General features: G+C 72.2%; 9 protein-coding genes. 7 read left to right on the top strand and 2 right to left on the bottom strand.

Annotated elements, in window-relative coordinates; translation table 11 throughout:
- Positions 1-2: 2 nt before the first annotated feature.
- On the bottom strand, positions 3-746 hold the full coding sequence (locus ACPXY0_RS07520; RefSeq protein WP_423929911.1) for a TIGR04283 family arsenosugar biosynthesis glycosyltransferase: 744 nt from the start codon (positions 744-746) through the stop codon (positions 3-5).
- On the bottom strand, positions 743-1,177 hold the full coding sequence (mce, locus tag ACPXY0_RS07515) for a methylmalonyl-CoA epimerase (protein WP_423929909.1): 435 nt from the start codon (positions 1,175-1,177) through the stop codon (positions 743-745). The genes ACPXY0_RS07520 and mce overlap by 4 nt, the downstream gene beginning before the upstream one ends.
- A 204-nt stretch (positions 1,178-1,381) precedes the next feature.
- On the opposite strand from mce, the gene trxA reads away from it, so the two are divergent.
- The 7 genes from trxA to ACPXY0_RS07480 all read left to right on the top strand — a co-directional run bounded on the left by trxA (position 1,382) and on the right by ACPXY0_RS07480 (position 12,904).
- Positions 1,382-1,720 carry a thioredoxin gene (gene trxA, locus ACPXY0_RS07510; RefSeq protein ID WP_419166343.1) on the top strand — a complete coding sequence of 113 codons (339 nt, stop codon included), beginning with the start codon at positions 1,382-1,384 and terminating at the stop codon, positions 1,718-1,720.
- A gap of 111 nt (positions 1,721-1,831) precedes the next feature.
- A complete protein-coding gene (rsmI, locus tag ACPXY0_RS07505; protein WP_423929907.1) occupies positions 1,832-2,707 on the top strand; it encodes a 16S rRNA (cytidine(1402)-2'-O)-methyltransferase in 876 nt (291 codons plus the stop codon).
- Positions 2,700-6,065 (top strand): hypothetical protein, encoded by a 3,366-nt coding sequence (locus tag ACPXY0_RS07500; RefSeq protein WP_423929905.1) that lies wholly within the window; start codon positions 2,700-2,702, stop codon positions 6,063-6,065. Before rsmI ends, ACPXY0_RS07500 begins: the two co-directional genes overlap by 8 nt.
- Position 6,066: 1 nt before the next feature.
- Complete coding sequence (locus ACPXY0_RS07495; RefSeq protein WP_423929903.1) at positions 6,067-7,857, top strand: hypothetical protein; 1,791 nt, start codon at positions 6,067-6,069, stop codon at positions 7,855-7,857.
- The gene (locus ACPXY0_RS07490) at positions 7,857-9,170 is read left to right on the top strand and encodes an asparagine synthetase B (RefSeq protein WP_423929901.1); all 1,314 of its coding nucleotides are present in this window, start codon (positions 7,857-7,859) and stop codon (positions 9,168-9,170) included. The genes ACPXY0_RS07495 and ACPXY0_RS07490 overlap by 1 nt, the downstream gene beginning before the upstream one ends.
- On the top strand, positions 9,167-10,081 hold the full coding sequence (locus tag ACPXY0_RS07485) for a hypothetical protein (RefSeq protein WP_423929899.1): 915 nt from the start codon (positions 9,167-9,169) through the stop codon (positions 10,079-10,081). The genes ACPXY0_RS07490 and ACPXY0_RS07485 overlap by 4 nt, the downstream gene beginning before the upstream one ends.
- A gap of 129 nt (positions 10,082-10,210) precedes the next feature.
- On the top strand, positions 10,211-12,904 hold the full coding sequence (locus tag ACPXY0_RS07480) for a valine--tRNA ligase (RefSeq protein WP_423929897.1): 2,694 nt from the start codon (positions 10,211-10,213) through the stop codon (positions 12,902-12,904).
- The last annotated feature ends 20 nt before the right edge of the window (positions 12,905-12,924 follow it).

The raw sequence follows: 12,924 nt of genomic DNA, 5'->3' as shown, positions 1-12,924 counted from the left end.
GTCTACGGCGGGGCCCGGCGCTCGTGATAGCGGCTCAGGCGGCGCGGGTTCACGCCCGCCGCGAACGTCGCCCGGAGCACCCAGTGCCGCACGATTGTGCGCAGGAAGGCGCCTTCCCAGCGCCTCCTCGACGTGCGGGCCGCCTCGGTGAGCGGCTCGAACCGGGTGACGCGGCGCACGGCCCGGACGAACGCCACGTCCTCGAAGAGGGGAAGGGCGGGGATGCCGCCGCACGCGTCGTACACGGCGCGCGAGGCGAAGATCGTCTGGTCTCCCGTCGCGGTCCGGAAGCGCCGGGTGCGCCAGTTCACGCCCCACTCGAGCACTCGGTAGCGCACCTCGCGTGCCCGCGGGTGCAGGGCGAACCGGAAGCACCCCGCGCCCGCGCCGGCCAGCACGGACTCCCGCAACGCCGCCGCGCTTCCCTCCGGGAGCCACGTGTCCGCGTGCAGGAACACGAGGACCCTTCCCGTCGCCTCCCGCGCCCCGGCCGCGAGCTGAACGCCCCGGCCGCGCGAGGCGATCAAGACCTTCCCGTAGCGCCCGGCGATTGCCCGCGTCCGGTCCCGGCTGCCGCCGTCGACGATGATGAACTCGGTCTCCGGCCCGAGTGCGCACTTCGCCCGCCGGAGCGTTTCTTCGAGTTGCGCTTCTTCGTCCAGGGTCGGGACGATGACGGAGAATTCCGGCCCGGCGTGTCCTCCCGTCCCGGCTTCCGCGGCGGCTCGCCCTCGATCTCGGGTCACCCGGCCGCGGGATCCTCCCGCATCTCCACGAGGACGCCGCCGAGCGAGCGCGGGTGCAGGAAGGCGATGCGGGCCCCGCCGGCGCCGGTCCGGACGCGCGGCGGAATCACCTCGGCTCCGGAGCACTCGGCCCGCGCGACGGCGGCCTCGAGATCCGCGACCCGCACGCACAGATGGTGGATGCCGGGGCCGCGTCGTTCGAGGAAGTGGGCGATGGGCGACTCGCGCGTGAGCGGCGCGAGGAGTTCGACCCGGCCCGGCCCCTCGCCGAAGAAGGCGGCGCGGATCCCCTCGGAAAGGACGGTCTCCTCTCCGGCGGGAGGTTCACCCAGGATGGCGGACCACCGCGCGGCGGCCTCGCGGAGCGAGTTGACCGCGATTCCGACGTGATCGATTATGGGCGCTTCCGGAGACTCATTGCGGTCGTTCACGCGGCCGGGAACCCCTCCTTGTATCGCCTGGTACCGAGGTCGAGGACTCGGGCCGCCGAACCCGGGTCGGGGCGAGCGTCCGGGAACGTACCCGCGAGACGGAACCGGAGCCAGCGAGGCCGTGGTGCCGGGGCGGAGGCGGTCAGGGGGGGCACGGAATGGACGAAACGAATACACGGACCCGGATGCCGGGGGGAGATCTGAATGACTGACGCAGGGAATGGCGGACCCGTCGAAATTACGGACGCGAACTTCGCGGACGAGATCGAAGCGGCCGAGGGGCTCTCTATGGTGGATTTCTGGGCGGAGTGGTGCGGACCCTGCCGTCTCGTCGGGCCGGTCGTCGACGAGCTGGCGCGGGAGTACGCGGGTCGCGTCAAGATCGGGAAGCTCGACGTCGACGCGAACCCGCAGACTGCGTTCCGTTTCAACGTCCGCTCGATTCCGAGCATCCTCTTCTTCAAGGGTGGGGAGGTCGTGGATACGATCGTGGGTGCGCACCCGCGGACCTCGCTCGAGAACAAGATTCTCGAGCACGCCTAGCAGTCGTCGTCTTGCCGCCGCCGGCCGAGACCGGCTGCTGGCCGCACAGAGGAGACCTCGCGCCCTCCGCCGCCGGGGCCCTGGCTCCGGGGGGCGCGGGCGCGTCGGGCGGTGAACGGGAAGCGAGGAACGCGCGTCGTGACGGGAACCCTTTATGTGGTAGGGACGCCGATCGGCAACCTGGACGACATGCCGGGTCGGGCGGCGCACATCCTGCGTGCGGCCGACGTGTGCTACGCCGAGGACACGCGGCGTACCGGTACCCTGCTCGCGCGGCTGGAGGCCGACGTCCCCCTCCGGTCGCTCCACCGGCACAACGAGCGCTCCCGCGTGGACGAACTCCTCGCACATCTGGAGGCCGGCCGGTCCGTTGCCCTCGTCTCGGACGCGGGGACGCCGACAGTGTCGGACCCGGGGCGACGCGCGCTCGCCGCGGTACGCGCGGCGGGATACGACGTGTGCCCCATCCCGGGCCCATCTGCCATTCTGGCGGCCTTGTCCGTCTCCGGTCTGCCGGCGGACCGCTTCCTGTTTCTCGGCTTCGTCCCGCGGCGGGGCAGGGCGCGCGCCGCGTGGATCGACGACCTCCGCGCGTGCCCCGATACCGCGGTCGTCTTCGAGGCGCCCGGGCGGGTCGGCGCCCTCCTGGAGGAACTGTCGCACGCCGGCCTGTCGGAGCGGCACGCGGTCGTATGCCGAGAAATGACGAAGCTCCACGAGGAAATCATCGCCGGTTCGGTGGCGGAACTGGCAGCGGACTGGGCAAGCCGGACCGCCAGGGGTGAGGTGACGCTGGTCTTCGCCGGTGCGCCGGCGGGCAACGAAGGGCCCGATCTGGCGGTCATCATGGAACAGGCGCGACATTTGTCGCGCGCAGGTCTGCGTCGGCGCGAGATCGCCGACCGCCTGGCCGCGGAATGCGGGTTGAGCCGGAACGAGGCCTATCGCGTGAGCTTGCGGGTCGAAGGGACGCCCTCGGATGACTGACGGATTCGGCTTCGAACGGCTGGCCGCCGTGTGCCTGGGGGCACGGGCACGCGCGGCCGCGACGGCCGCCGCCGCCGCGATCACGCTGGTCGGGTCTCTGGTCCTCGTTCTTTCCATGTTGCCTGCGTCGGTGCGCGAGGGTCGCGGGTCCCTGGTTCCGCTCGCGCTCGCGCTCGTGCTGTGGGCCGGCGTGGCGGCGCTGGCCTGGCTGGGCCGCAGAGCATGGCTCGCGCTCTACCCGCGCGAGGTCGCGGAGGAGGCCGATGCGGCGGCCGGCCTGGGGGCGGGCGACGTGCGCGTGGCGCTCGAACTGGAGGGTTCGGTGCGGCGGGGCGGGAGCGGGCTCGCGGCGCTCCACCGCGTCCGCGTGTCCGGGGCGCTGGGGCGCGTCGCGCCCCGGCGGCTGCTCCCGGTGACGGGGCCGGGCTGGAGTCGGCGAGCGCGCCGGTCGGGCCTCGCCGTGGCGGTCACGCTCGTCGCGCTCTCGCTGGCCGGGCTCCTGCGGCCGCAGCCGACGCTCTCCGCCGCCCTCGCGCTGGGCGCGCCCTGGCGGACAGCCTTTCCGGCTCCGCTGCCGCCGCTCGGCCTGGACGGCGCGGCGGGGGTACCGCGCGGTGAACCCGCGACCGTCGTCATCTCGGCCGTGGGGCGGGACCGCGTTACCCTGGTGTGGCGCGCCGCCGGCCGGGCGCTCGAGCGGCGAGTGCTCGAGGTTTCCGCGGCGGGTTCGGCCGAGGGCCGCACCGGCCCCGTCGTATCGCCCGTGACGGTGTGGGTCGAGGACGACGACGGTCCGTCGCGCGACACCCTGCACGTCCGGCCGCTGGAGCCGCTCCTCGTGCAGGACCTCCAGGTCATCCTCGAGTATCCGGCCTATCTGGGCCGCGGTTCGGAGACGTACCGGGGCCAGGTCCCGCCGCTGGTGGTTCCCGAGGGGACGCGGTTGCGGCTGAGCGGAGAAGCGAACCTCCCGCTCGACGGAGGCGCCTTCCTCTGGCAGCCCGCCGCCGGGAATGAAGAGGAGGAGGGCGCGCGGATCCCCCTCGACGTGTCGGGACCCCGCTTCGCGGCCTCATGGGTGCCGGAGCGAACGGGTGCCTGGGCGTGGGAGATGCGCGCCTCCTCTTCGCTCGGGGAGCAGATCGTCCCGGACCCGATCCGGGTGCTCCTCGTCCCGGACCTTCAGCCGCGGATCCACCTTCTCTACCCCGCTCCCGACACGACGCTGGGCTACGAGCGGGTGATGCCGATCATCGTCGACATCGAGGACGACATCGGGCTCCAGCGGGCGTTCCTCAGCAGCTGGCGTTCGGGGTTGGGCGAAGAGGTCGCGGAACGGCGGGAGCCGCTGTCCCCGGAACCGGCCGGCGCCCAACGATCGGTCTTCCGCCATCTGCTCGACCGGAGTGCGGAGTCCTTCCTCCCGGGGGACACCCTCTTCTATCGGTTCGAGGCCTTCGACGGACATCCGCGGCGGGGCCCGGCGGTGTCTGACACCTTCCTGCTGCGCGTACCGACCTTCACGGAGATGCGGGACGAGCGTGCCGAGCAGACGGAGGCGCTGTCCGACGCCGCGCAGGAGCTGGAGGAAGCCATGGAGGCGCTGGCGGAGGCCGCCGCGGACGCGGCCCGCCAGACGGACGCCGCCGGCGACGACAGCGAGGACGTTCGCTTCGAGGCCACGGAGGAGGCGCGAAGCGTGCTCGACGAGGCCCGGCGCTCGGAGGAGGAACTCGGGGAGTTTTCGGAGGACATCGAGTCGCTGCGGGAGGAGTTGGAGGCCTCGCCGCTCTCGGACCGCGCGCTGCACGAGCAGCTGCAGCGGCTGGCGGAACGGTACGAGGAACTGACCGAGAGCGGGCTCGACGACCAGATCGAAGCCCTCGCCGAAGCGCTGCGTGACCTCGACCCGGAGGCGGTACGGGAGGCGCTCGAACAGCTGGCCGACGACTACGAGGCCCTCCGCGAACAGGTGGACCAGACGCTGGGCATGCTGGAACAGGCCGCGCTCGAGCAGGCGATGAAGTCCGCGCAGGCGAATGCGGACGACCTGGCCCGCGAACAGAGGGAAGTGGCCCGGGAGACCGACGTCGAGGCGTTCCAGCGGGAACAGGAGGCGCTGGCCGAGCAGGCGGAGGCGCTGGCGGAGCGTCTGCGGGAGCTGGAGCAGGAGCTTTCCGCGGCCGAACGGGAGGCCGCCGCCGACTCGGCCCGTGCCGCCGGGGAACGGACGGAGGAAGCGCTCGGGAAGATGGCCGAAGCGCAGAACCAGTCGGCGGAGGCCGGCGCTGGCGGCCGGAGCGAGGTCGGCGAAGCCGAACGGCAGGCGGCGGAAGAGGCCGCCGAAGCACTCGAGCAGGCGGCCGGGGCGCTCGGATCTTCGCAGCAGGAGATGAGCGGCGAGCAGGGAGAGGCCGCGGTCGAATCGCTGGCCCGCGCCCGCAGCGAGGCGCTCGGGCTGGCCGAGGAGGAGGGCCGTCTGTCCGAGGCGACGCGCGGGGAGGACACGGCCGATCCCGAATCCTGGCGGGCGCAGCAGAACGCGGTCCGTCAGGGGCTCGAGAACCTCGTCGAGCGGCTCTCCGAGGCCGGGAACGAGGCCGCCATGCTCGACCAGCGCACCGGGGCGGCGGCGGGCGAGGCGGCCGAACTGATGGATGAACTGCTGGAGCGGCTGGCTGAAGACGGCGCGCGACGTCTGCCGGCGCGCGCCGGGGCCGAGGCGATCCAGGAGTCGCTGAACGAGCTTGCTCGACACCTGCTCGCGAGCGAAGAGGCGGCGCGGGCGGCGCAACAGCAGTCGGCGGGGCAGGACGCGGCCGAGCAGATGAACCAGCTCGCCCAGCAACAGCAGTCGGTGACGCAGCAGACGAGTTCACTCCTCGTGCCCGGTCCCCGTCCGGCGGGGGAAGAGCGCCGCCGGGAGGAGGTGGCGCGCCGCCAGGAGGAGATCGCCGAAGAACTGGGACAGCTGGAAGACCCGGAAGGCGACCTGCTGGGGCGCCCCGAAGAGATGGCGGAAGAGGCGGCGGAACTCTCCCGCGAGCTCGAACTGCAGGGGCCGTCGCAGGAGACGCTCGAACGCCAGCGGGAGCTCTTTCGGCGTATGCTGGACGCGGGCCGGTCGCTCGAGGACGAGGACCTCGACCCGAACCAGAGGGAATCGAGGGAGGCGACGGCGGAGCCGCGGGCGCCCCCGCTGATCGACCCCGAGTTGCTGCGGGGGCGGCGCTTTCCGCTCCCGGCCGAGGCGCTTCTGCGGGAGCTGCCGCTCTTCTACCGCTCGCTGGTCTTCGAGTACTTCGACCGGCTGAACCGCGTGCCGCCGCCGGACGGCGGAGCGCGACGGGATCCGTGACGTGACCTGCGGGACCCTGCGGAGTTGTGGCGTCCGCGCGGCCGTGGCTTTTCTGGCTTTCTCGGCGGGCCCGGCGGCGAGCGGAACCGCACTCGCCGCGCAGGCGGCCGCGGCGTCCGAGCAGCGGACGGTGGCCCGCGCTGGAAGGCTCCGGGATGCGGGGCGGCCCGCCGAGGCCGCGGCGGCGCTGCGCGAACACCTGGACCGGGTCCCGGCCTCGCCGGCCGCCCTCGCGCTGCTGGGCGAACTCGCGCTCGAGGCGGGGGAGGCGAGGGACCTCGTGACCTACGCGGAAGCTGCGGTCACCGCGGCGCCGGACGACGACGTGGCGCGGTTCTGGTGGGCCCGCGCGTTGACCGAGGCGGGCCTGCTCGACTCCGCGCTCGCGGTGACGGGCCGCTGGCTCGAGCGGGCCCCGCGGGCCGCGGGGGCCCGGCTCGCCCGCGCGGATGTGCAACTCACGGCCGGCGATTCCGCCGCCGCCGTGCGCACCCTCGGCGACGCGGCGGCGCCTCCCGGGGAGGTGCTCGGCCGTCTCGCCGACCTCCTCCTCGTCATGGGCGATGCCGAACGGCTCGCGGCGGCGTGGGCCGGACTGCTCGCGCTGGATCCGCCCGCCACCGACGACGTGGAGCGGGGCCTCCGGGCGGCGGGCGAGGCCGGGGTGGCCTACTTCGACCGGCTGCGTGGCGAGCTCGGAGGCCGCACGGACGACGCGGCGCGCGCCGGGGCCATCGTCGCCCTCCGCGTGGGTCGGCCCGCGGCGGCGCGCGAACTGGCCGAGGGCGCGCGCGGGGTCGGCGATGCCGAAGACGCGGCGTTCCTGCGGGAGTACGCGCGGGAAGCCGAAGCGGCCGGGCTCTCGAGCGAGGTCGCCTGGGCGGCGGGGCTCCTGGCCGGACTCAGCCCCCGTCCGGTGGACCAGTTCCGCTGGCGGGCCCTGGCCGCGGAGCAGGCGCTGGCGGCGGGCGACTCGGGTTCGGCGCGGCGGGCCCTCGAAACGCTGACGCGGGAAAGCGCGCCGGGTGACGCCCCGCATCAGGCCGCCTCGCGCCGGCTTTTCGGCCTCCTCTCCGGGGACCCCGCATCGCTCGGCGAAGCGACCGACGTGCTCGCCCGGTACCTGCGGCAGTACCCGGAGTCGGCGGCGGCCGAGGCCGCGATGCGGGGCGAGCTTGCCATCGGCCACGCGCGCGCGGGCGATCTGGCGGCCGGGGAGGCCGTCCTCGCCGAAGCGCGCGAGCGGCTGCGCGTCGCCTGGACCGGACCGCTCGACGCTGCGGCGGCCCGGTTGTCGCTCTACGCCGGGCGTCGCGATTCCGCCCGCGAGCGGGCGAGGCGGAGCGTGCGCGACCCGGGAATCGACGCGGCCGAACGGACGCGCCGCCTCGCGCTGCTCACGCTCGTGCAGACGGCGGATTCGGCCGAAACGCGCATCGTCGGGGCCGCCGCGCTCGGGTTCCTCGGCTCGCCGGAGGCGTTCGATCCCGGGCCGGCCCTGCGGGAGCTGGCCGGCGCGACCGCGTCGGAAGGCCGGCCCGCGGCCCTCGCCTTCCTGGCCGACGCGGCGGCGGCGGCCGGGCGCGGGAAAATCGCGGATGGGCTGCGCCGGCGGCTCGTCGAGCGTCACCCCGGGAGCCCCGAAGCCCCCGCGGCGCTCCTCGACCTCGCGCGCGCGGCCCGCGCGGCCGAGGCCGTCGTGTGGCTCGAACATCTCATCGTGGAGTATCCCCGAAGTGCGCTGGCGCCGGTCGCGCGACGGCTGTTGACCGAACTCGATGGAGGCCTCTGATGCCCCTGACCCCCGTCCGGTGGACCGGTTCCGCTCGCGGGCCCCGGCCGCGGAGCCTCCCGTGGCGCGTCTGGCTGGGCGGCCTGCTCCTCCTTGCGGCGCCGCCGGACGTTGCGGGGCAACTCCTCGTCCCGATGGACCGGGAGCAGGAGAACCATCTCAAGGCGTACGGGTATGCGTTCGGCATCCTCTCGGAGGGCCAGTCCGCCGAGTGGCTCCTCAACTATCGGGCGGGGTCGTTTCTCGTGTCGGATATCCCCGACAACCGCCGGAAGGCGGCCCTCATGGGCGTCACCGTGGAGACGCTCGGCGGTGCGGATGTGGCGAGGATCCGCCGCGAGATCGAGACCCGGAACATGGAGACCGTACCCCTGGAGAAGGCACCGCTCATCGCCGTCTACACACCCCCGAACAGCTCACCCTGGGACGACGCCGTCACGATGGCGCTCGAATACGCGGAAATCCCCTACGAGCAGATCTGGGACCGGGAGGTTCTGTCCGAGGAACTCGAGAACTACGACTGGCTACACCTGCACCACGAGGATTTCACCGGGCAGTACTCGAAGTTCTACCTCATGTACGCCTCGTCGGCATGGTTGCAGGAGGAGGTCACGCGTAACGAGACGATCGCGCGCGAACTCGGCTTTCCGAACGTACCCGCGCTGAAGAAGGCGGTCGCCGCCCGCCTCCGGGAGTACGTCGAGGGGGGCGGCTTCCTCTTCGCCATGTGCACGGCCACGGAGACGCTCGAACTCGCGCTCGCGGCCGCGGGAACCGACATCGCGGCTTCGTTCGCCGACGGGTCGCCTCCGGACGCGGCGGCGAGCGACAAGCTTCGCTGGGACGGCGCGCTGGCCTTCCGCGACGCCGTGCTCGTCACGGACCCCACGCTGAGCGCCTTCAGCGACATCGACGGCCATCAGGTGAACACTCCCTGGCGCGTCGATCTCGGGAGCTTCTCGCTGTTCGAGTTCAGCGCCAAGTTCGATCCCGTGCCCGCCATGCTCACGCAGAACCACCGGCGCGTGCTGCCCGATTTCTACGGTCTCACGACCACCTTCCGCGAGGAGCGTCTCCAGCCGGGCGTCACGGTGCTCGCCGAGGAAGAGGCGAGGGGACGGGTCAAGTACCTGCACGGAAACCTCGGGGAAGGCACGTTCACGTATCTGGGAGGACACGATCCGGAGGATCCGCGGCACCTGATCGGGGACGCCCCGACGGATCTCGACCTCCACCGGCACTCCGCCGGCTATCGGCTGATCCTGAACAACGTCCTCTTCCCGGCGGCGAAGAAGAAGAAGCTGATCACATGAACGGCGCCCCCGGCGCCCCCGGCGTGACGCGCCGGCGGCGCGAGCGCGACCGGCGGCAGCGCCGGACGTTCGCGGCCGGGTTCGGCGCGTCGATCCTCCTCCACCTGTTGTTCGTCCTCCTGGCGGGTGGCGTGCGGGTGGACCCGCTCGCGCTCACCCTCCCTCCGGTTGAGACCGTGCCGGCCCCCGACGCGCTCATCGTCGTCGAGATCGCTCCCACCGAACTCACGCCCGCGCCGGAGGATCCCCGGCCGGAGCCGGTCCCTCCCCCGGAGGAGGCGACGCCGGATCGGGAGCCCGCACCGGAAGAACCCGAGGAGGCGGTCGAGGAGGCGGAGGAGCGAGATCCGCTTCCGGGCGTCCCCACCCTCTTCCTGCCCGGCCGCCCGTTCGAGGGGCCGCAAGGGGAGCGGACGACGAACGCCTCGCGCCTCACCCTCCGCTTCAGCGACGCGCGCCTCTGGTTCGATCCGAGATCGCCGCGCCTGATCGGAGAGCGGCTCGTGCGGTTCGCGCGGGCCGACAGCGCGGTGCGCGCGATCCTGCGCGACTGGCTCGACAGCATGGCACTCGATGCTGACCTGGAGCGGCGGGCGCGGGATTGGACGTTCGAGCGCGACGGCGAGCGCTGGGGGATCTCTCCCGCGGGGATTCACCTCGGGGACGTCACGATCCCGCTTCCGGTCGGTGACCTGGATGGGGACGGATACCCGGATCTCTTTGTTCCCACCGGTCCGCAACGGCGCGCGTTCGAGCAGGCGGTCCGCGATCTGACCGCGATCCAGCTCCAGAACCTGCGGGCCGACGTGGAGGTCGCGGCGGCGGAGGCGCGGGCCCGCATGCGGGAACGGACGGAGGACGAGCTGCGTCGCCGCCGCGGCGACACGCTCCGGGTTCGCGGACCTCCCTGAACACGGCCCGCGGTGGGGAGCGGCGGCGGGCATGGGCCCGGTTCCGCACCCGGCCAACCCCCGTTAGACTGAGCCCCCGCCGTTCCGACGTTCTCTCGACGATCCGCAACCCCAGTCAGGAGCCGCCCCTTGGGTGACTCGCCCATACGCACCGAACTCTCTTCCCGCTACGATCCTGCCGGGCTCGAGGGGCCGATGTACGACCGCTGGGTCGAGGACGGCCTCTTCCACGTCCCGGCCGAGGAGGCCGAGCGGCCCTATGTGATCGTGATCCCGCCGCCCAACGTCACGGCGGCGCTCCACATGGGACACGGACTCAACAACACGCTGCAGGACGTGATCATCCGGCGGCGGAGGATGCAGGGGTTCGACGTCCTCTGGGTACCCGGGACGGACCACGCGGGGATCGCCACCCAGAACGTGGTCGAGCGCCAACTGGGCCAGCGCGGGCTCACCCGCTTCGATCTCGGTCGCGAGGCCTTCGTGGACCGAGTGTGGGAATGGGTGGAGGAGTACGGCGGACGGATCATCGATCAGCTGCGCACCATCGGCTGCTCGTGCGACTGGGAACGGACGCGGTTCACCCTCGACGAAGGGCTCTCCAACGCGGTGCGCGAGGTCTTCGTGCGGCTGTACGAGAAGGATCTGATCTACCGGGGCCGCTACATCATCAACTGGTGCCCGCGCTGCCGCACGGCGCTCTCCAACGAGGAAGCGGAGCACCGCGACCTGGACGGCAGGCTCTTCCGCATCAGGTACCCCCTGGTCGCCGGCGGGCACGTGGAGGTCGCGACGACGCGGCCGGAGACGATGCTCGGCGACACGGGGCTCGCCGTGTCGCCGGACGACGAGCGGTATCGCGATCTGGTCGGAGAGGAGGCGGAACTGCCGCTCGTCGGGCGCCGCCTGCGGATCGTGGCCGATCCGCACGTGGACCCCGCCTTCGGCTCCGGCGTAGTGAAGGTGACACCCGCACACGACCCGAACGATTTCGAGATCGGACGACGTCACGGCTTCGAAACTCTCGACGTGATGACCGATGGGGGCGCGATGAACGACGCCGTGCCGGAGGCGTACAGGGGGCTCGACCGCTTCGAGGCGCGCGACCGTGTCGTGGCGGACCTCGAGGCGGGGGGCTGGCTCGTCGGAGTGGAGGACCACGCGCATTCCGTCGGCCGCTGCTACCGGTGCGACACCGTCGTGGAGCCGCGCCTGAGTCTGCAGTGGTTCGTCCGCATGAAGCCCCTCGCGGAACCGGGGCTCGCGGCGTACAGGAGCGGCGAACTCCGCTTCCACCCCGAGCGCTACGGCCGGGTGTACCAGAACTGGATGGAGAACATCCGCGACTGGTGCATCAGCCGGCAGCTGTGGTGGGGGCACCGGATCCCCGTGTGGTACTGCGAGGCTCCCGGCTGCGGCGAGATGGTCGTCACGACGGAGGACCCGGACGCCTGCCCCGCCTGCGCAGGCGAACTCCGGCAGGACGAGGACGTGCTCGACACCTGGTTCAGCTCCTGGCTGTGGCCCTTCTCGACGCTCGGCTGGCCGGAGGGAACGGACGATCTCGAGGCGTTCTATCCGACGGCGACGCTCGTCACGGCGCCCGAGATCCTCTTCTTCTGGGTCGCCCGCATGATCATGGCGGGGTTCGAGTTCATGGACGGGCTGCCCTTCTCCGATGTCCTCCTCAACGGGACGGTACGGGACCACCTCGGACGCCGGATGTCGAAGTCGTTGGGTAACGGCATCGATCCACTGGAAGTCGTTGATGCATATGGTGCGGATGCTATGCGCTTCACCCTGGTTCGAGGTTCGCCGCTCGGCACCGACATCCAGCTGGACTACGAGAATCTCGAGGCGGCGTTCCGCCCCGGACGCAACTTCGCGAACAAGATGTGGAACGCGGCCCGCTTCGCGTTGTCGCACACCCGGGCCGATGTCTCACCGGAAGACCCGCCCGCGGGCGCGCTGGCGGACCGCTGGATCCGGAGTCGGCTGGCCGGACTCGCACGGGACATGGACGCCTCGTACGAGAACTTCCGGCTCCACGAGGCCGCGGAGACCGGCCACGCGTTCGTATGGGGCGACTTCTGCGACTGGTATCTGGAACTCTCGAAGCGCCGACTGGCCGAGGGAGGAGAGGCGGCCCGGGAGGCGGGGCGCACGCTGACGCTCGTCATGCGTGGCTGGCTGTCGCTCCTGCACCCCGTCGTACCCTTCGTGACGGAGGCGATCGCCGACCGTCTCCCGGACGCCGGGGCCGCGGGTTCGCTCGTGACCGGACCATGGCCGGACTATCCCGACGACTGGTGCGACCCGGAGGCGGACGCGGCCATCGAGGCGCTGCAGGAATTCATCGGCGCGATCCGGATGCTGCGTGCGGAGTACGGCATCGCGCAGGGCGCGCGGGTGCCCGTCCGACTGACGGATCCGTCGCCCGGGCTCGAACGGGCGCTGGCCGAGGAGGAGGGGAGCGCCTCGCGCCTCGCCGGTCTGTCCTCCATTCAGCGCGGTCGCGGCGCGACCGGAGAGGGAGGGGTCGAAACGGGGGCGGGGGCGCATGCGGTGCTCCCGGCGGGGGGGGAACTCTTCATCCCTCTCGAGGGCGTGATCGATGTCGAGGCGGAACGCCGGCGTATCGGCAAGGAGATGGAGCGCGCGGTCAAACTCCTCGCGGGAAGCCGAAAAAAACTCGAAAACCGGGGTTTCCTCGACAACGCGCCGCCGGAGGTGATCGTGCGGGAGCGGGAGAAACTCGTCTCGCTGAATGAACAACGCGGACGACTCGAAGAGAAGCTTCGATCGCTGGGGTCGCCGGTGTGACCCCCGCTCGACGAAGGCGA

Source organism: Candidatus Palauibacter sp., assembly GCF_965237495.1.
Taxonomy (GTDB): domain Bacteria; phylum Gemmatimonadota; class Gemmatimonadetes; order Palauibacterales; family Palauibacteraceae; genus Palauibacter.
This window is presented reverse-complemented; position numbering and strand designations above follow the sequence as displayed.